The organism is Enterobacter sp. UPMP2061 (assembly GCF_053709615.1).
Window position 1 is genome coordinate 126941 of record NZ_JBSKJP010000007.1, and the last position, 19890, is coordinate 146830.

The following is a 19890-nucleotide window of genomic DNA, read 5'->3' on the forward strand; positions in this document are numbered from 1 at the left end:
AAATCGTGCAGCGCAACACGCGCTGCGAGAATTATGCCTGGGCTGCCAGGCTCACTTCTTTTGCCACCCGTTCCGTTGCATCCGGGATAGCGGTCGCGCGTGCGCGTTGCGCCATCTCCAGTAATACATCCCGGTTCCAGCCCGCCAGGGTAGTGGCGACCGCATCAGCGGTAAATTGTGGCTGCTCAAAAATCTTCGCGGCCCCCGCTTTCTCAAGCGGCAGCGCATTCCAGTACTGCTGTCGGTCTTTGTGCTGGAACGGCACAAACAGCGCCGGCAAACCGGCGGCGGCGATTTCGCTCACCGTCAGCGCGCCCGAGCGACAGACCACAACATCGGCCCAGGCATAGGCTGCGGCCATATCATCAATAAATTCAGTCACTTTATGCTGCGGCTGACCTTCCTGCGCGTAGGCCTGCTCAACGGTCTGCTGAGCGCCCTTCCCGCTCTGGTGCCAGATGGTCACCGCATCACCCAGTTTTGCCGCAACCTGCGGCATCGTCTGGTTTAAAATACGGGCGCCCTGGGAACCGCCGACGACCAGCACGCGCACCGGCCCTTCGCGACCCGCCAGACGCGTATCTGGCAGCGGCAGCGCCAGCACGTCCACACGTACCGGATTTCCTACGACATCCGCTTTCGGGAATGCCCCGGGGAAGGCCTGCATAACTTTGGTGGCGATTTTTGCCAGCCATTTGTTGGTCAAACCGGCAATACCGTTCTGCTCATGCAGAACAACGGGGATGCCCAGTGACCACGCCGCCAGTCCGCCCGGACCGGAAACGTAACCGCCCATGCCCAGAACGACGTCAGGCTTAAAACGCTTCATAATGGCGCGCGCCTGACGCCAGGCATTGAAAATGCGCACCGGCGCCAGCAGCAGCGCCTTGATCCCTTTGCCACGAAGGCCAGAAATACGAATAAAGTCGATCTCGATACCGTGTTTAGGTACCAGGTCTGCTTCCATGCGGTCTGCGGTTCCCAGCCAGCGTACCTGCCAGCCCTGTTCCATTAAATGGTGCGCAACCGCCAGTCCCGGGAACACGTGTCCGCCGGTACCGCCTGCCATCACCATTAACCGCTTCGGTTGATTCATCGTGAACCTCGTGTAAACGCCTGAGCTTTCTCCAGACGCGTTTCATAATCTATGCGTAACAAAAACATGATGGCCGTCGACATGATCAACAGACTCGAACCACCATAACTGATCAACGGCAACGTCAGACCTTTGGTCGGCAGCATACCCGCTGCCGCCCCAACGTTTACCAGTGCCTGGAAGCTAAACCAGATACCAATTGAGCAGGCCAGGAAACCGGAGAAGCGGTGATCGATCTCCAGCGCTTTCCGGCCAATCGACATGGCGCGGAAAGCGACGAAGAATACCATTAATAGCGCCAATACCACACCGATATAACCCAGTTCTTCCCCAATAATGGAGAAGATGAAGTCGGTGTGCGCCTCCGGTAAATACTCCAGTTTTTGCACCGAGTTGCCCAGGCCTTGACCCCAGACTTCGCCGCGGCCAAACGCCATCAGCGACTGCGTCAGCTGGTAACCGCTGCCGAACGGATCTTCCCATGGGTTCCAGAACGAGGTCACACGGCGGATACGGTAGGGTTCGGCGAGGATCAGCAGCACCACCGCCGAAATCCCCATCCCGATGATGGCAATGAACTGCCACAGTTTTGCGCCCGCCAGGAACAGCATCGCCAGCGTAGTGACAAACAGTACGACTACCGTACCGAGGTCGGGCTGCGCCAGCAGCAGGATCGCGAGGACCAGAATCACGCCCATCGGTTTTAAGAAGCCACGAAGGTTGTTACGAACTTCGTCAACTTTACGCACCAGGTAGTTAGCCAGGTAGCAGAACAACGACAGTTTGGTGAACTCCGCGGGCTGAATACGCAGTGGGCCAAAGGCAATCCAGCGTGATGCCCCGTTAACGGAGCTCCCGACAACCAGCACGATCAACAGCATGATGATTGAGGCGATGAGCATGGCCGTACTGTGCCGCTGCCAGAACGACATCGGCAGGCGTAAGGTGATCAGCGCCAGGCAGAACGCGAGAATGATGTACAGCCCGTCACGCTTGGCAAACAGGAACGGGTCGTTCGCCAGACGCTGTCCGACAGGCATTGACGCCGAGGTGACCATAATAAAGCCGATCGCTGCCAGCCCCAGCGTGAGCCAGAACAGCGTGCGGTCGTACATGATCAGGCTGTCGGAATCTTTATCCCGTGAAGCCATCACCCAGCCTTTCAGCGCCGTAAACAGCCATACCAGGATACCAAATCCTGGCAGGCGCGGCATTTTCAGGCGAGGGAGAGATAAACGCATCAGCCTAACTCCTTCGCCAGGCGGGTAAAGACATCACCCCGCTGTTCGAAATTCTTGAATTGATCGAGGCTGGCACAGGCTGGTGAGAGCAGTACCATATCGCCGGGCTTCACGCGTGGGGCGATGAGGCGCATCGCCTGCTCCATGGTCTCGGTTTGTTCGGCGACCTCAGGGCGCAACGCCGCCAGCTCGCTACCATCGCGGCCAAAGCAATACAGGCGCACGTTATCACCGTTGAGGTACTGCTTCAGCGAGGAGAAGTCAGCCGATTTACCGTCGCCGCCCAGTAGCAGGTGCAGCGTGCCATCAACGTGCAGACCGTTCAGTGCCGCCTCGGTGCTACCCACGTTGGTCGCTTTGGAATCGTTAATCCAGCGTACGCCGTTGTGCTCCAGCGCCAGCTGGAAGCGGTGCGCCAGGCCGGTAAAGGTGGTCAGCGCCTTCAGGCTTGAAGATCGCGGCAGGCCAACAGCATCCGCCAGCGCCAGCGCCGCCAGGGCATTGGTGTAGTTATGCTGGCCGGAGAGCATCATCTCTTTCACGTTCAGCACCTTCTCACCTTTCACCCGCAGCCAGGTTTCGCCCTGCTGACGGTTAAGGTGATAATCACCCATATTAATACCGAAGCTAATGCAGCGATCGTCTGCGCCGCGCACCGGCATGGTGAGTGCATCATCGGCATTCACCACGCAAACTTTGGCATTTTCATAAACGCGCAGTTTGGCCGCACGGTACTGCTGCAAGCCGAACGGGTATCTGTCCATATGATCTTCGGTGACGTTTAGGATCGTCGCCGCCGCCGCATGCAGGCTTGAAGTGGTTTCCAGCTGGAAGCTGGAAAGCTCAAGGACGAACAGCTCACACCCTTTATCAAGCAGCATCAAAGCGGGCAGACCAATGTTACCGCCCACGCCGACATTTTTGCCCGCCGCCTTCGCCATTTCCCCCACCAGCGTGGTGACGGTGCTTTTACCGTTTGAACCGGTAATGGCGACGATCGGCGCCTGTGCCTCCCGGCAGAACAGTTCGATATCGCCGACAATCTCAACGCCTGCATCCGCGGCGGCGCTCAGGGAAGGATGCGCCAGCGCCATACCGGGGCTGGCAACAATCAGATCGGCGGCCAGCAGCCACTCATCATTCAGACCACCCAGGTGGCGTTCAACCTGCTCCGGCAGCTTGTCCAGACCCGGCGGAGAGACGCGCGTATCCATCACGCGCGGCGTCACGCCACGCGCAAGGAAAAAGTCCACGCAGGAGAGGCCGGTGAGGCCCAACCCGATGATAACGACTTTTTTGCCCTGGTAATCTGCCATGATTAACGTACCTTCAGCGTTGCCAGGCCAATCAGCACCAGCATCAGCGAAATAATCCAGAAGCGCACAATGACGCGCGGCTCCGGCCAGCCTTTCAGTTCATAGTGGTGGTGAATCGGTGCCATACGGAAGATGCGCTGACCGCGCAGCTTGAAGGAACCGACCTGCAAAATCACAGACAGCGTCTCAACCACAAACACACCGCCCATGATCACCAGCAGGAACTCCTGACGCAGCAGCACGGCGATAATGCCCAGCGCGCCGCCCAGCGCCAGTGAACCGACGTCGCCCATAAAGACCTGCGCCGGATAGGTGTTAAACCACAGGAAGCCCAGCCCCGCCCCGACAATCGCCGTACAGACGATCACCAGCTCACCCGCGTGTCGCAGGTACGGGATGTGCAGGTAGTTTGCAAAGTTCATGTTACCGGTCGCCCACGCCACCAGCGCGAAACCGCCCGCGACAAACACGGTCGGCATAATCGCCAGGCCGTCCAGACCATCGGTCAGGTTGACGGCATTGCCGGTGCCGACGATCACAAAGTAAGCCAGCAGAATGTAGAACAGCCCCAGCTGCGGCATCACGTCTTTGAAGAACGGCACCACCAGCTCGGTGGCCGGGGTGTCTTTTCCTGCCAGGTAAAGGGCGAAGGCTACGCCCAGCGCAATCACCGACATCCAGAAATACTTCCAGCGGGCGATCAAACCTTTAGTGTCTTTGCGCACGACTTTACGGTAGTCATCAACAAAACCGATGATCCCGTAGCCAACCAGAACGGTCAGCACGCACCAGACGTAGGGGTTAGACGGATAGGCCCACAGCAGAACGGACACCACAATCGCGGTCAGGATCATGATCCCGCCCATGGTCGGCGTACCGCGCTTGCTGAAGTGCGATTCCGGGCCGTCGTTACGTACAACCTGGCCGAAAGAGAGTTTTTGCAGACGGGCGATCATGCGCGGGCCCATCCACAGCGAGATGAACAGCGCAGTCAGCAGGCTGACGATGGCGCGAAACGTCAGATAGGAAAAGACGTTAAAGCCTGAATAATATTTGACCAAATGTTCGGCCAGCCAAACTAACATGTCCCGTTCTCCTGTAATGCGTGCACAACCTCTTCCATGGCGGCACTACGTGAACCTTTAACTAAAACAGTCACAATCTGTTTTTCTGTAATCAATGCCTTCAGGCGTTCGATCAGTGCAGATTTATCGGCAAAATGTTCGCCAACTTCACTGGCATCGGAAATGGCCTTGCTCAGCGTGCCTGCGCTCAATACGCGGTCAAGCCCGGCGGCTTTCGCCGCTTCACCCACCTGAACATGGCAGGCTTCGCTTTCATCACCCAGCTCGGCCATATCGCCCACAACCATCACGCGATAGCCCGGCATCTCAGACAAGACCTGCACGGCCGCCGTCATGGAGCCGACGTTAGCGTTGTAGGAGTCATCCAGCAGAAGTTTGTTTTCAGCCAGCTGGATCGGGAAAAGACGCCCCGGCACGGCTTTTAAATTTGCCAGACCTGCTTTGATCGCCGCGTGTGAGGCACCTACCGCCATTGAGAGCGCTGCCGCAGCAAGCGCATTGGCGATGTTATGACGACCGGGCAGGGGCAGCAGCACCTCGATGTCGCCCGTTGGGGTCGTGAGGGTGAACTCGGTGCCGTGTGACGTCACATGAATGTTGGTCGCCGAAAAATCACTGTTTGCCGCATTCGGTGAGAAGCGCCAGGTTTTGCGTGAACCAATGATGCTCTGCCAGTTCAGCCAGTCGTTGTTATCGGCGTTCATAATGGCGATGCCGTCATCCGGCAGTCCGGTATAAATTTCACCTTTCGCTTTCGCCACACCGGCCAGCGAACCAAAACCTTCAAGATGTGCCGCCGCCAGGTTATTCACCAGCGCCGCTTCCGGACGCGTCAGGCTCACGGTCCAGGCGATTTCGCCCTGATGGTTAGCCCCTAACTCAATCACCGCATATTCATGCTCGTGGGTCAGGCGCAGCAGCGTCATCGGTACACCGATGTCATTATTAAGGTTGCCCGCCGTATAAAGCGTGTTACCGCACTGGCTAAGGATCGCCGCCGTCATCTCTTTAACGGAGGTTTTACCCGACGAGCCCGTCAGCGCCACGACGCGTGTTGGCACCTGCTGGCGAACCCATGCCGCCAGCTCGCCAAACGCCAGGCGCGTATCTTTCACCACAATCTGCGGCAAATCGATATCGAGCTTACGGCTGACCAGCAGCGCGCCCGCGCCGTTATCTTTAGCCTGTTGCGCAAAATCGTGGGCGTCAAAACGCTCGCCCTTCAGCGCCACAAACAGGCAGCCCGCCCTCACCTTACGGGTGTCGGTGGTCACAGCCTCAATGGTTAGATCCTGACCATGCAGCATCCCCTGCAATACCGCAGCGGCCTGGCTTAACGTAATGCTAATCATGCCACCACTCCCAGCAGACGCGCTGCCGTCACGCGGTCGGAGTAATCCAGACGACGATTGCCGACGATCTGATAATCTTCATGACCTTTACCGGCCAGCAGAACCACATCGTTCTCCTGCGCCTGCATAATGGCGTTAGTCACGGCCTCCGCACGGCCTTCGACCACGCGCGCACGACCCGCATCCAGCATGCCCGCCAGAATGTCATTGATAATGGCCCGCGGCTCTTCGGTACGCGGGTTGTCATCGGTTACCACGGGAATATCTGCGAACTGCTCAGCTATGGCGCCCATCAGCGGACGTTTGCCCTTGTCGCGATCGCCACCGCAGCCAAACACGCACCAGAGCTTGCCTGCGCAGTGCAGACGCGCCGCTTCCAGCGCTTTTTCCAGCGCATCCGGCGTGTGTGCGTAATCCACGACCACCGTCGGCTTGCCCGGCGCGCTGAACACTTCCATGCGGCCACAGACCGGTTGCAAACGCTCAGACGTTTTCAGCAGATCCGCCATCGGGTAGCCCAGCGCCAGCAGCGTCGCCAGCGCCAGCAGCAGGTTACTGACGTTAAAGGCCCCCATCAGGCGGCTTTCAATTTCACCTTCGCCCCAGGTGGAAGCGAAGCGGATCGTCGCCCCACTATCGTGGTAGTTCACCTCGACCGCCTTCAGCCAGCGGCCGCGGCAGTTCGGATTAATGCGATCTTCCATCGACACCGCCACCGCATCCGGCAGTTTTTCCAGCCAGCGGCGACCGACTTCGTCGTCGGCGTTAATGATCGCCTGCCCGTGGTGGTGAGTGGAATAAAGCAGCCATTTCGCCGCTTCGTAGTGCTCCATATCACCATGATAATCAAGGTGATCGCGGCTCAGGTTAGTAAAGACAGAGGCAGCAAATTTCAGGGCCGCCACGCGATGTTGTACCAGACCATGGGAAGAGACTTCCATCGCAGCGAAGGTCGCCCCCTGCTCAGCGAGGCCCGCCAGCACACGCTGCACGTCAACCGCCGAGCCTGTAGTGTTTTCCGTCGGGCTTACTTTGCCCAGAAGACCGTTCCCCACCGTGCCCATGACGGCACCGGTTTCGCCCAGCAGCTGCGCCCACTGCGCCATCAGCTGAGTGGTGGTGGTTTTTCCGTTGGTTCCTGTCACGCCAACCAGCTTTAACTGGTCGGAAGGTTCGTTGTAAAAACGTCCTGCCAGCGCGGAGAGACGCTCATTCAGCTGGCTGAGATAGATGACCGGCACGCCGTGCATTTCACGGATCTCACCGTCTGTTGCCTCATCTTTGGCCTCAGCAATAATGGCAGCAACACCTTGCGCAATCGCCTGCGGGATATAACGACGCCCGTCCGCCTGATGACCCACCACTGCCACAAAAAGATCGCCAGAAGCCGCTACGCGGCTGTCCAGTACCATCTCTCGCAGTGCTCGCGCAGGTAGCATAGGCACCCACGGAGCAAGAAGGTCGCGCAAATTACGATCTGCCACCTGTTCCCTCGCCTTGATTAATTACAAATTCACTTTTTTCGCCCGTCGCCAGCGCATCCGGTTCAATGTTCATGGTGCGCAACACGCCGCCCATAATAGCCCCGAACACAGGCGCGGAGACGGCGCCGCCGTAGTATTTACCCGCCTGCGGATCGTTGATGACGACCACCAGCGCAAAACGCGGATTGCTTGCAGGCGCTACGCCTGCGGTATAGGCAATGTATTTGTTGATATAGCGGCCGTCCGGCCCCACTTTTTTCGCTGTACCGGTTTTAATGGCGATACGATAGCCCTTAATTGCGGCCTTCACGCCGCCACCGCCAGGTAACGCGACGCTTTCCATCATATGCACGACGGTACGAACGATAGATTCCGGGAAAACACGTTCCCCCGGAACCGGTGGATCAACTTTGGTGATCGACAGCGGACGATAAATGCCATAGCTGCCAATCGTTGCGTAGACTCGCGCTAACTGTAAGGGAGTTACCATTAGCCCGTAGCCGAAAGAGAAGGTGGCCCTCTCTATGTCAGACCACCGTTGTTTTTGAGGATATAAGCCACTGCGTTCTCCGACCAACCCCAAATTGGTCGCCTTTCCCAGCCCAAAACGTGAGTAAGTATCTACTAACGCTGAGGACGGCATCGCTAACGCCAGTTTTGACACACCGACGTTACTCGACTTCTGTAAGACCCCGGTCAGGGTCAGTTCGCTGTAACGTGCCACGTCTTTGATTTCGTGACCGTTAATTCGATAAGGAATCGTATTCAGAACGGTATTTTCGTTGACGATGCCTCGCTGTAGAGCCGTCATCACCACCATAGGTTTTACGGTTGAGCCGGGTTCAAACACATCGGTGATGGAGCGGTTACGCATTGCATCTTTTGCTGTACCGGCAAAATTATTCGGGTTGTATGAGGGGCTACTGGCCATCGCCAGCACTTCACCTGTCGCCACATCCACCAGCACGGCGCTGCCTGATTCCGCCTTGTTAAACGCGACGGCGTTGTTCAGCTCACGATAGACCAGCGCCTGCAAGCGTTCATCAATACTCAGGGCCAGGTTGTGCGCGGCCTGGCTGTCTGTCGAGGAAATGTCTTCAATGACGCGACCATAGCGGTCTTTACGCACGATTCGCTCGCCAGGCTGGCCGGTAAGCCACTTGTCGAAGCTTTTTTCAACGCCCTCAATCCCCTGGCTATCCACGTTGGTAAAACCAATCAGGTGCGCGGTGACTTCGCCCGAAGGATAGTAACGGCGGGATTCTTCCCGCAGATGAATGCCCGGCAGCTTCAGTTTCTTAATGTAGTCAGCCATGTCAGGGTTCACCTGACGGGCAAGATAGATAAAGCGCCCTTTCGGGTTGGCGTTAACGCGCGACGCCAGCTGATCCAGCGGCATTTTCAACGCGTCTGAGAGCGCCTTCCAGCGGTTATCAAGCGTGATCCCGCCTGCGTCGTGTAACTCTTTCGGATCGGCCCAGATCGCCTTCACCGGCACGCTCACCGCCAGCGGACGCCCGGAGCGGTCGGTGATCATCCCACGAGAGGTAGAAACTTCCTGCACGCGCAGAGAACGCATATCCCCCTGACGCACCAGCATGTCAGGCGCGATGATTTGTAGCCACGCCACGCGTCCCAGCAGGAAACCCAGCGCCAGTAAAATGCAGCCGCAAAGCAACGCAAAACGCCAACTGACAAAGTTGGCCTGTTCTTCCTGGCGTTTTGGTTTTAGCGTTTTTGCCGCTGCTTTCATGCGTCGCGTTTTCCCTTATTTTTGTACTACGATATTTTCCTGCGAAGGATCAACATGCTGTAATTGCAGTTTTTCCGTTGCGATCCGTTCAACCCGGCTGTGATCGCCGAGCGCGTTTTCTTCAAGGATCAGATTTCGCCATTCAATATCCAGCGCATCGCGTTCCAGTACCATCTGTTCGCGCTGCGCAGTCAATAAACGGGTATGGTGAGCGGTGGTGACCACCATGACTGCCGTCACAATGATGCAAATGAACAAGCAGAGTGGCAGCTTCCCAAACCGCAAAAGATCGTCGCCGATCACGCCAGGCAAAGCATGGCGCTCGTTGCTTCCTAACGATCCCTTAACTTTGCTTAGGGTTTCTGTCACTCTGCTGATCATGCGTTCGTCCTCTCTGCAATACGCAGCACTGAACTACGGGCACGTGGATTCTCTGCCACCTCTTCTTCGCCCGGCATCAACTTGCCTAATGCTCGCAACTGACGGCCTCCCAGCTTTCTGAGTTGTTCTTCCGTCATCGGCAGCCCAGCTGGAACCTGCGGACCGCGGCTCTGTTCACGCATAAAGCGTTTTACGATGCGATCTTCCAGCGAATGGAAGCTGATGATGGATAACCGCCCACCCGGGGCCAGCACGTCGAGCGAGCTTTTTAGCGCCAGCTCTATTTCCTCCAGTTCACTGTTTACCCAGATACGAACCGCCTGGAAGGTACGGGTCGCAGGATGTTTGTGCTTGTCCTTCACCGGCGTTGCCGCCGCGATGACTTCTGCCAGCTCTTTGGTACGGGTCATTGGCTCAACGCGGTTGCGCTCCACGATGGCGCGCGCAATACGTTTGCCAAAGCGTTCTTCACCGAAGGTTTTGATTACCCAGGCGATATCCGCTTCGTCAGCAGTTTGTAACCATTCAGCGGCAGACTGGCCGCGCGTCGGGTCCATACGCATATCCAGCGGCCCATCACGCATAAAGGAGAAGCCGCGTTCTGCATCATCAAGCTGTGGTGAAGAGACGCCAAGATCGAGGAGAATCCCGTCGATCTTGCCGGTCAGGCCGCGCTCAGCGACATAATCCGCAAGCGCAGAGAAAGGTCCATGCACGATGGAAAAGCGAGGATCATCGATGGTTTGCGCAACGGCAATCGCCTGCGGATCGCGGTCAATTGCCAGCAGGCGTCCTTCCGCTCCAAGCTGGGAGAGGATCAAACGCGAGTGACCACCGCGACCAAAAGTGCCATCAATATAGATGCCGTCTGGACGAATATTCAGGCCGTTAACGGCCTCATCCAGCAGCACCGTTGTATGTTTATAATTTTCCATCATATTTATAGAGACAAGTCCCGCAGCCGTTCCGATAATGTTGCGGAATCAGACTGCTCAGCGTCGATATCTTCCTTGACCTGTTGATACCAGGTCGTTTCGTCCCACAGTTCAAACTTGTTGAACTGCCCGACCAGCATCACTTCTTTAGTCAGACCGGCATGTTGCCGCAACACAGGCGCAATCAATAATCGCCCGGCGCTATCCATCTGACATTCACTGGCATGTCCCAATAACAACCGCTGCACGCGGCGTTCTTGCGGGTTCATGCTCGACAGTCGCGACAGCTTTTGCTCAATGATTTCCCATTCAGGCAAAGGGTAAAGCAGCAGGCAGGGGGAGTTGATGTCAATGGTGCAAACCAGTTGACCCGAAGCGTTCTCAATCAGCTGGTCGCGGTATCGGGTTGGTACCGATAAACGCCCTTTGCTGTCGAGATTGACTAACGTTGCTCCACGGAACATGCCAGCCTCACCCCTCCTCACCACTTTAACCCACAAATTCCCACCTGAAGGAGTTTACGGAGCGAGGGAAAAGCTTGTCAAGCCAGGACTCTCTCTATACCGGCGCGAAAGCACCGTATTTACAGAGCAAGAGTGACCTGGCTAATAACTACACAACTGGCGAGGCAAAATTAACGTTATGAATATTTGTAAGAAAAAAACCGAATATGCACACGAGCGTTAAGACTCACTCAATATCATCGCAGGGAAATATAAAGTGTCAGTTTGCGACGCGGGCAGCATTTTAAGGCATATCGCCGGGGGATAACAGCACCAGATTAAGCGCAAGGCAATATGGATTCGTTCGTGTACATTGAGGGCTGAAGGGGACAGTAAAAAATGGCTGAATATTCATCGGCTGGCGGCTGTTTGTAACAAAACAATACAAAAGAATGCCCGTTAAAAATTATAATTGCGCTTTTTAACGCCAAAACGGATTCAGAAAAATAGCCGGCTACGAATCTTAGAGATAAATCCTAATTTTTATCCGGGAATTATTTCCCGCAATAAATGCGCCGCAAAAGGGGCAGTTTTACCGCCCCTGTGGAAATATTAATGGCGGCTCAAAATCCCGCGCCGATAGAGATTACGTTTGATACGCGTAAGCCCGGGTTTCGGTTTGCGAGGTTCATCCAGGCTTGCCAGAACAATCTCAAGCACGCGCTCGGCGACGTCGCGGTGACGCTGAGCCACGGCCAGCACCGGACATTGCAGGAAGTCGAGCAGTTCGTTATCGCCGAAGGTCGCAATCGCCAGATCGGATGGCAGCTTGCCATCGCGACGTAACGTCACGTCCATCACCCCCTGCAACAGGGCAAACGAGGTGGTAAACAACGCCTGCGGCATCGGGTGCGTTTCCAGCCATTTCTCGAACAGCTGAGCAGCCGCTTCGCGCTCATAGCTGTTGGCATACAGATAATGAACGTCACGCGGATCGTCTTTCCACGCCGTACGGAACCCTTGTTCACGCAGGAAGCTCACGGATAGTTCAGGCAAAGCGCCAAGATAGAGCACCGTTTCCGCCGGGAAGGTACGCAGCTCGGCAGCCAGCATTTCTGCATCGTCCTGATCGGCACCTACGACGCTGGTGAAATGTTCACGATCCAAAGCACGATCCAACGCCACAATCGGGAATGGATCGTTCGCCCAGCGCTGATAGAAAGGATGCTCGGGTGGTAAAGAGGTCGACACGATGATGGCGTCAACCTGACGTTGCAGCAGATGCTCAATGCAGCGCATCTCGTTGTCGGGCTGATCCTCGGAGCAGGCAATCAACAGCTGATAGCCCCGCTGACGAGCCTGACGTTCAAGATAGTTGGCGATGCGGGTATAGCTGGTGTTTTCCAGATCCGGGATCACCAGGCCAATCGAGCGGGTGCGTCCGGCACGTAAACCTGCGGCGACAGCATTCGGATGGTAATTATGCTCACGAACGACTGCCATCACTTTCTCAACGGTCTTATCGCTGACACGATACTGCTTTGCTTTACCGTTAATCACATAGCTGGCCGTGGTTCTCGACACGCCGGCGAGCCGGGCGATTTCATCCAGTTTCACAATTGCCCCTCAAAAAAAGAAAAAAGTCCATGGCCCTGTCAAGGTTATGGTTAAATATTTTAACATCTAAACGCAGAATAGCTTTCACGGCAACCGCTTTTGTCCGCGTTGTCGGCGGATTACGCAAAAAAAAGCCCGGCTTTGGCTACCGGGCTGAAAGAGGCGAACCTTTTGCGCAACTAACGCATGATTTTATCGCCGCGCGAGAGGCCAACAACGCCAGAGCGCGCAACTTCAACAATTTTTGCCACATCCCTGACGGAGGCCAGGAACGCATCCAGCTTATCGCTCGTTCCCGCAAGCTGCACAGTATATATAGAAGGCGTGACGTCAATGATCTGCCCACGGAAAATATCCGTGTTACGCTTGACCTCTTCACGGCCATAACCGCTGGCCTGAATTTTCACCAGCATCACTTCACGTTCGACGTAAGCCCCCTGCCCCAGCTCGCTGACGCGCAACACGTCCACCAGCTTGTGCAATTGCTTTTCGATCTGCTCAAGCACTTTCGCATCGCCGACAGTCTGGATCGTCATGCGGGAGAGCGTTGGATCATCGGTCGGCGCAACGGTCAGGCTTTCAATGTTGTATCCGCGCTGCGCAAAAAGCCCAATGACGCGTGACAGTGCGCCCGACTCATTTTCCAGTAATACAGATAATATCCGGCGCATATCAGGTTCTCTCCGTTTTGCTTAACCACATTTCATCCATACCACCGCCACGGATATGCATCGGATAAACGTGCTCGGTGCCGTCGACGATGACGTCCATGAAGACGAGGCGATTGTTTTTAACGTGCTCAAGCGCTTCGCCGAGCTTCGCTTCCAGCTCTGACGGATCGGTTACCCGCATGCCAATATGACCATAGGCTTCAGCCAGACGGACAAAGTCCGGAAGTGACTTCATATAAGACTGAGAGTGACGGCCGGAATAAATCATATCCTGCCACTGCTTCACCATACCGAGGTAACCGTTATTCAGGTTAAGCACCAGCACTGGCAACTCATATTGCAGCGCAGTAGAAAGCTCCTGAATATTCATCTGTATACTGCCATCACCCGTTACGCAGATAACCGTTTCGTTCGGCAACGCCAGCTTCACCCCCAGCGCGGCGGGCAGACCAAAGCCCATCGTGCCAAGCCCGCCTGAGTTGATCCAGCGACGCGGTTTATCAAACGGGTAATACAACGCAGTGAACATCTGATGCTGGCCTACGTCAGAAGTGACATACGCCTCGCCTTTGGTCAGATGCCAGATCGTCTCGATCACCGCCTGCGGCTTGATGTTCTCACTCTGCGTGTCGTATTTAAGGCACTGACGGCCGCGCCATTGTTCGATTTGTTGCCACCAGTCACGGATCTCATCCAGCGGTTGAGAGGCGGTCTCCTGCGCCAGCAGTTCCAACATTTGATCCAGCACCTGTCGTGCGTCCCCCACGATGGGCACATCCGCCGGCACCGTTTTAGAGATAGAAGTAGGATCGATATCAATGTGTAGCACCGTCGCATTCGGACAGTATTTCGCCAGGTTATTGGTGGTGCGATCGTCAAAACGTACGCCGACGGCAAAAATCACATCAGAATGGTGCATCGTCATATTGGCTTCATAGGTGCCATGCATACCCAGCATGCCCAGCGCCTGACGGTGGGTAGCCGGGAATGCCCCCAGCCCCATCAGCGATGACGCGACAGGAAGGTTCAGCTTCTCAATCAGTTCGCGTAGTTGCGTTTCACAGGCTGCATTAACGGCGCCGCCCCCTACGTAGACTACGGGCTTTTTCGCAGCCAGCAGCGTTTGCAGCGCACGCTTAATCTGGCCTTTGTGCCCTTGCGTCGTCGGATTATACGAACGCATGCTCACCGACTCAGGCCACAGGTAAGGCAGTTTATTCGCGGGATTGAGAATATCTTTTGGCAGATCGACAACCACTGGCCCAGGACGACCGCTGGCGGCCAGCCAGAAGGCTTTTTTCAGCACGCCCGGGATATCTTCCGTTTGCTTAACCAGAAAGCTGTGCTTCACCACGGGGCGTGAGATCCCCACCATGTCGCATTCCTGAAACGCATCATAGCCAATCAGTGACGTCGCCACCTGTCCGGAGAGAATGACCAGTGGAATAGAGTCCATATACGCAGTCGCAATGCCGGTGATGGCATTGGTCGCTCCCGGCCCCGAAGTGACCAGCACTACACCCACTTCTCCCGTGGCGCGGGCCAGGCCGTCAGCCATATGCACAGCAGCCTGTTCATGACGAACCAGAACATGATCAATACCGCCTACCGTGTGCAGCGCGTCATAAATATCGAGAACCGCGCCTCCGGGATAGCCGAACACTTGTTTCACGCCCTGATCGATAAGCGATCGGACGACCATTTCCGCGCCAGACAACATCTCCATGCTTTGCCTCCAGGCTTTTGTTATAGACGGTCAACAGAATTCATTTCCGCGCCGTCTTCTGACAGGGTGAACCCATCTTATAATGTGCAGAGTGATGGATACCTTAACCGCTCGTTATGAGGCAGGCAATTAGCAAACGGAATGCGGGAATGGGCAATAAAAGCAGAAAAAATAGCTGTCAGACACGAATATGGTGAATTCGTCTGGTATGAGGGGAGACGCTAATAATTCATCTCTTAAAAAGAGGATGGATCAGGAAATCATCTATTTTTAAGCCGCCCTGAGCGTCTGAAAAAATGCGCACAGAACAAAATATTGCCTGCATAAAAAATCACAGAATAAACCGCATGGCACCATGCGGTTTATTCACCCTGACTTATCGACGACAAATATTGATCAGCAACTCTTCCATCCACTGATGCCCTTTATCCCGCCCCGCCGCTTCATGCCAGGAAAGATAACAGGTACGGCTATTCAGCTTGAGCGGCAGAGGTAAAATTTGCAGGCTCAGCGAATCGGAGAACTCTTCAGCAAGCCAGCGCGGTGCAATAGCGACTAGCTGCGTCTGAGAAACGACATTTAAAACGCTGACCATCGCCATCCCCTGATAGGCCACGCTGGCTTGTTTATCGGCAGTGTCATACCACGGCTGACTGAACGAAGCATATCTGTCCAGAGCAACAACGGCATGCTGCTCGCTGTAAACATCGCTTTCACGCAGCGGCGAATTCATGCGTGGATGTTTTTTGCTGGCGACTAACACCATTTCATCTTTAAACAACGGAACACAGGCAAACTCTGGACGGCGAAACTCTTCGTAGCCCAGAACGAACTCCGTTTCCTGATAACGAAGCTGGTGCTCAGTGTTTTGATTTAAAGATGATTTAAAAACGAGATGAATATTAGGAGCAATCTGTTCAACTTTATTATATATAACAGACGTCAAATAATTGTCTAACGGACTGCAAACACAGAGATGGAAAACCCGCTCACTGCTTAAAGGTTCAAACCCTGAGCCGGGAAGCTCATTTTGAACCAGCTGTAGCGCCTGACGAATCGAACCGAATAGCTGGAATGCACGCGCCGTGGGCTGGATACCTCTTCCATACCGGACGAATAACTCGTCGTTAAACATCACCTTAAGTCTGGCTACGGCATTACTCACGGCAGGTTGAGACATTCCCAGAGATTGCGCTGCTCGCGTAATATTCTGCTCCTGCATAACTGCATCAAATACAGTTAACAGGTTGAGATCCACTGTGCGTAACTGAGGCTTAACCCCATCATAAGGCTGTGGTTGGTTAATATTATTTTCTGGCATTTCTGACTCCACTGTCACGCTAAATTCCCTTTGCCAAAGTACAGTAATAACTTCGAAAAATATGATTTACCATGCATATACAACAAGCGAAAGGAAATTATTTAAAATTCAGAATATATAAAGAACCCTCATTCAAAAGATGGCATTAAGCATTCCCTGAATGAAGAGCTAAAAATCGTTCAAATGATATCTAAAACTTTAATGCAGGCATGAAACCATAAAGCTGGCAAATACACAATCACCGCCTTAGTTAATAATAACTTAAGTATTATTAAACTATGAAGGGCATACACCACGATTTCATTAACAAAATGATATCAATATTGATAACTTTCCCGCCCATGATTCATTCATAGAACTTATAACTCAATGAAATAAAACACATTCCATTTCACAGCACATCGGTAAAAATACTGTGTTCAATTGCTACCAATTATATTCAAATTATTCCAGAGATGAATCTCAAGTCCAATAATAGACAATTAAATCGGTTAACAGCGTAAAAACCAGCACAATTAGCTAATGTGTTTATCCTGCGCTGAGTGGCCGTTTTGCCTGAGAGGGGTTGACATGAGTCGGCGTATCCAGTACCACTAAAAGCATATCGCATTCATCTGGAGCACGATTCATGATTCGCACCCTTCGTTTCACCGGTCTACTACTACTAAACGCATCCACTGTGCGCGGTAGACTGGCGGGCGAAATTCAGCGTTGAATCGTCTTCAGTAAAACAAAAAACCCGCGCCACTGCGCGGGTTTTTTTATGCTCGTAGCAAGGCGCCCTAAGACTGACAAGGACCTAACCCATGAGCCAGCAAGTCGTTATTTTCGATACTACTTTACGTGACGGTGAACAGGCATTACAGGCGAGCCTGAGTGTTAAAGAAAAACTGCAAATTGCGCTGGCCCTCGAACGCATGGGTGTAGACGTAATGGAAGTCGGCTTTCCCGTCTCCTCGCCGGGTGATTTCGAGTCAGTACAGACCATCGCCCGCACCATCAAAAACAGCCGCGTGTGCGGTCTGGCTCGCTGCGTTGAGAAAGATATTGATGTGGCCGCGGAATCCCTGAAAGTTGCAGAAGCCTTCCGTATCCATACATTCATTGCCACCTCCCCCATGCACATTGCAACCAAGCTGCGCAGCACGCTGGATGAAGTGATCGAACGTGCGATGTATATGGTTAAACGCGCGCGTAACTACACTGATGACGTCGAATTCTCCTGTGAAGATGCAGGCCGCACGCCGATTGACGATTTGGCCCGTGTAGTGGAAGCCGCGATTAATGCCGGAGCCAGAACCATCAACATCCCGGATACCGTCGGCTACACCATGCCGTTTGAGTTCTCCAACATCATCACCGGCCTGTACGATCGCGTGCCAAATATTGATAAAGCCATCATCTCCGTGCATACCCATGACGATTTGGGCCTGGCTGTAGGCAATGCCATCGCCGCCGTCCACGCCGGCGCGCGTCAGGTAGAAGGGGCAATGAACGGCATTGGTGAACGCGCCGGCAACTGCTCGCTGGAAGAAGTGATCATGGCGATCAAGGTGCGCAAAGACATTATGAACGTACACACTCGCATCAATCACAACGAAATCTGGCGCACCAGCCAGACCGTGAGCCAGATTTGCAATATGCCGATCCCGGCGAACAAGGCGATTGTTGGTACTGGCGCGTTCGCTCACTCCTCCGGTATTCACCAGGATGGCGTGCTGAAGAACCGTGAAAACTACGAAATCATGACTCCGGAATCCATCGGTCTGAACCAGGTTCAGCTGAACCTGACCTCACGCTCTGGCCGCGCAGCGGTGAAACACCGTATGGAAGAGATGGGGTATCAGGACAGCGATTACAACATGGATCAGCTGTACGACGCATTCCTGAAGCTGGCTGACAAGAAAGGCCAGGTCTTCGATTACGACCTGGAAGCGCTGGCATTCATCAACAAACAGCAGGAAGAGCCAGAACACTTCCGTCTGGACTACTTCACCGTTCAGTCAGGCTCAAGTGATATCGCTACCGCCTCCGTCAAGCTGGCCTGCGGCGATGAAATTAAAGCGGAAGCCGCCAACGGTAACGGCCCTGTGGATGCCATTTACCAGGCGATTAACCGCGTCACTGAGTACGACGTAGAGCTGGTGAAATACGACCTGACGGCAAAAGGGCACGGTAAAGACGCCCTGGGCCAGGTTGATATCGTCGTCAACTATAACGGTCGCCGCTTCCACGGTGTGGGTCTGGCGACAGATATCGTCGAATCCTCCGCGAAAGCGATGGTGCATGTCCTGAACAACATCTGGCGCGCCGCCGAAGTCGAAAAAGAGTTGCAACGCAAAGCTCAGAATAAAGAGAACAACAAGGAAACCGTGTGATGTCGAAGAATTACCATATTGCTGTGTTGCCGGGTGACGGTATTGGCCCGGAAGTGATGACACAGGCGCTGAAAGTACTGGAAGCCGTACGTTCGCGTTTTGCGATGAAAATTACCACCAGCCACTACGACGTGGGCGGTATTGCCATTGATAACCACGGTACTCCCCTGCCGAAAGGGACTGTAGAAGGCTGCGAGAATGCCGATGCCGTTCTGTTTGGCTCAGTGGGTGGCCCTAAGTGGGAACACCTGCCTCCAGCAGAGCAGCCAGAGCGCGGCGCGCTGCTGCCGCTGCGTAAACACTTCAAACTGTTCAGCAACCTGCGTCCCGCGAAGCTGTACCCGGGGCTGGAAGAGTTCTGCCCGCTGCGCGCCGATATCGCCGCCAACGGTTTCGACATTCTCTGCGTGCGTGAGCTGACCGGCGGGATCTACTTCGGGCAGCCAAAAGGCCGCGAAGGCAGCGGTCAGCATGAGAAAGCGTTTGATACCGAGGTGTATCACCGTTTTGAAATTGAACGTATCGCTCATATCGCGTTTGAGTCAGCGCGCAAACGCCGCCGTAAAGTGACCTCTATTGATAAAGCGAACGTGCTCCAGTCGTCTATTTTGTGGCGCGAAATCGTCAGTGAAGTTGCCAGGCAGTACCCGGACGTTGAGCTGTCACATATGTATATCGACAACGCAACGATGCAGCTGATCAAAGATCCGTCCCAGTTTGACGTGCTGCTGTGCTCCAACCTGTTCGGCGATATTCTCTCGGATGAGTGCGCGATGATCACCGGCTCCATGGGTATGCTGCCCTCGGCCAGCCTGAACGAAGAAGGCTTTGGCCTGTACGAACCGGCGGGCGGCTCCGCGCCGGATATCGCAGGTAAAAACATCGCCAACCCGATTGCGCAGATCCTCTCCCTGGCTCTGCTGCTGCGCTACAGCCTGGATGCAGGCGATGCAGCAACCGCAATTGAAAACGCCATTAACCGGGCGTTAGAAGAAGGCGTCCGTACCGGTGATTTAGCACGCGGCACGGCGGCAGTCAGTACCGATGAAATGGGCGACATCATTGCCCGCTATGTCGCTGAAGGGGTGTAA

17 protein-coding genes are annotated in these 19890 nt (G+C 54.7%); 3 read left to right on the top strand and 14 right to left on the bottom strand.

Going from position 1 to position 19890, the window contains the following annotated elements; translation table 11 throughout:
• Nucleotides 1–31: 31 nt before the first annotated feature.
• From murG to leuO, 14 genes are all read right to left on the bottom strand, one after another.
• On the bottom strand, nt 32–1096 hold the full coding sequence (murG, locus tag ACWKXX_RS15075) for an undecaprenyldiphospho-muramoylpentapeptide beta-N-acetylglucosaminyltransferase (protein WP_022650395.1): 1065 nt from the start codon (nt 1094–1096) through the stop codon (nt 32–34).
• Nucleotides 1093–2337 carry a cell division protein FtsW gene (ftsW, locus tag ACWKXX_RS15080; RefSeq protein ID WP_003856348.1) on the bottom strand — a complete coding sequence of 415 codons (1245 nt, stop codon included), beginning with the start codon at nt 2335–2337 and terminating at the stop codon, nt 1093–1095. The genes murG and ftsW overlap by 4 nt, the downstream gene beginning before the upstream one ends.
• On the bottom strand, nt 2337–3653 hold the full coding sequence (gene murD, locus ACWKXX_RS15085) for a UDP-N-acetylmuramoyl-L-alanine--D-glutamate ligase (protein ID WP_023315390.1): 1317 nt from the start codon (nt 3651–3653) through the stop codon (nt 2337–2339). The genes ftsW and murD overlap by 1 nt, the downstream gene beginning before the upstream one ends.
• 2 nt (nt 3654–3655) lie before the next feature.
• Nucleotides 3656–4738: a phospho-N-acetylmuramoyl-pentapeptide-transferase gene (mraY, locus tag ACWKXX_RS15090; RefSeq protein ID WP_003856353.1), complete on the bottom strand. Its 1083-nt coding sequence runs from the start codon at nt 4736–4738 to the stop codon at nt 3656–3658.
• Complete coding sequence (gene murF, locus ACWKXX_RS15095; RefSeq protein ID WP_261666440.1) at nt 4732–6090, bottom strand: UDP-N-acetylmuramoyl-tripeptide--D-alanyl-D-alanine ligase; 1359 nt, start codon at nt 6088–6090, stop codon at nt 4732–4734. Before murF ends, mraY begins: the two co-directional genes overlap by 7 nt.
• Nucleotides 6087–7574, bottom strand: coding sequence for a UDP-N-acetylmuramoyl-L-alanyl-D-glutamate--2,6-diaminopimelate ligase (murE, locus tag ACWKXX_RS15100; protein ID WP_017383786.1), 1488 nt, complete (start codon nt 7572–7574; stop codon nt 6087–6089). The genes murF and murE overlap by 4 nt, the downstream gene beginning before the upstream one ends.
• Nucleotides 7561–9327: a peptidoglycan glycosyltransferase FtsI gene (ftsI, locus tag ACWKXX_RS15105; protein WP_003856361.1), complete on the bottom strand. Its 1767-nt coding sequence runs from the start codon at nt 9325–9327 to the stop codon at nt 7561–7563. Before ftsI ends, murE begins: the two co-directional genes overlap by 14 nt.
• A gap of 15 nt (nt 9328–9342) precedes the next feature.
• Nucleotides 9343–9708, bottom strand: coding sequence for a cell division protein FtsL (gene ftsL, locus ACWKXX_RS15110; protein ID WP_003856363.1), 366 nt, complete (start codon nt 9706–9708; stop codon nt 9343–9345).
• A complete protein-coding gene (gene rsmH / locus ACWKXX_RS15115; RefSeq protein WP_003856366.1) occupies nt 9705–10646 on the bottom strand; it encodes a 16S rRNA (cytosine(1402)-N(4))-methyltransferase RsmH in 942 nt (313 codons plus the stop codon). Before rsmH ends, ftsL begins: the two co-directional genes overlap by 4 nt.
• Nucleotides 10647–10648: 2 nt before the next feature.
• Nucleotides 10649–11107: a division/cell wall cluster transcriptional repressor MraZ gene (gene mraZ / locus ACWKXX_RS15120; RefSeq protein ID WP_006810119.1), complete on the bottom strand. Its 459-nt coding sequence runs from the start codon at nt 11105–11107 to the stop codon at nt 10649–10651.
• A 591-nt stretch (nt 11108–11698) separates the two neighbouring features.
• Nucleotides 11699–12703, bottom strand: a complete 1005-nt coding sequence (gene cra / locus ACWKXX_RS15125; protein ID WP_003856369.1) for a catabolite repressor/activator — start codon at nt 12701–12703, stop codon at nt 11699–11701.
• Between the two features lie 179 nt (nt 12704–12882).
• Nucleotides 12883–13374, bottom strand: coding sequence for an acetolactate synthase small subunit (gene ilvN / locus ACWKXX_RS15130; RefSeq protein ID WP_003856371.1), 492 nt, complete (start codon nt 13372–13374; stop codon nt 12883–12885).
• A gap of 1 nt (nt 13375) precedes the next feature.
• A complete protein-coding gene (gene ilvI / locus ACWKXX_RS15135) occupies nt 13376–15100 on the bottom strand; it encodes an acetolactate synthase 3 large subunit (protein WP_063136705.1) in 1725 nt (574 codons plus the stop codon).
• Between the two features lie 376 nt (nt 15101–15476).
• Nucleotides 15477–16421 (bottom strand): transcriptional regulator LeuO, encoded by a 945-nt coding sequence (leuO, locus tag ACWKXX_RS15140; protein ID WP_017383788.1) that lies wholly within the window; start codon nt 16419–16421, stop codon nt 15477–15479.
• A 628-nt stretch (nt 16422–17049) separates the two neighbouring features.
• On the opposite strand from leuO, the gene leuL reads away from it, so the two are divergent.
• The 3 genes from leuL to leuB all read left to right on the top strand — a co-directional run bounded on the left by leuL (nt 17050) and on the right by leuB (nt 19890).
• On the top strand, nt 17050–17136 hold the full coding sequence (gene leuL / locus ACWKXX_RS15145; RefSeq protein ID WP_057979999.1) for a leu operon leader peptide: 87 nt from the start codon (nt 17050–17052) through the stop codon (nt 17134–17136).
• A 91-nt stretch (nt 17137–17227) separates the two neighbouring features.
• Nucleotides 17228–18799: a 2-isopropylmalate synthase gene (leuA, locus tag ACWKXX_RS15150; protein ID WP_261666441.1), complete on the top strand. Its 1572-nt coding sequence runs from the start codon at nt 17228–17230 to the stop codon at nt 18797–18799.
• The gene (gene leuB / locus ACWKXX_RS15155) at nt 18799–19890 is read left to right on the top strand and encodes a 3-isopropylmalate dehydrogenase (protein ID WP_017694521.1); all 1092 of its coding nucleotides are present in this window, start codon (nt 18799–18801) and stop codon (nt 19888–19890) included. Before leuA ends, leuB begins: the two co-directional genes overlap by 1 nt.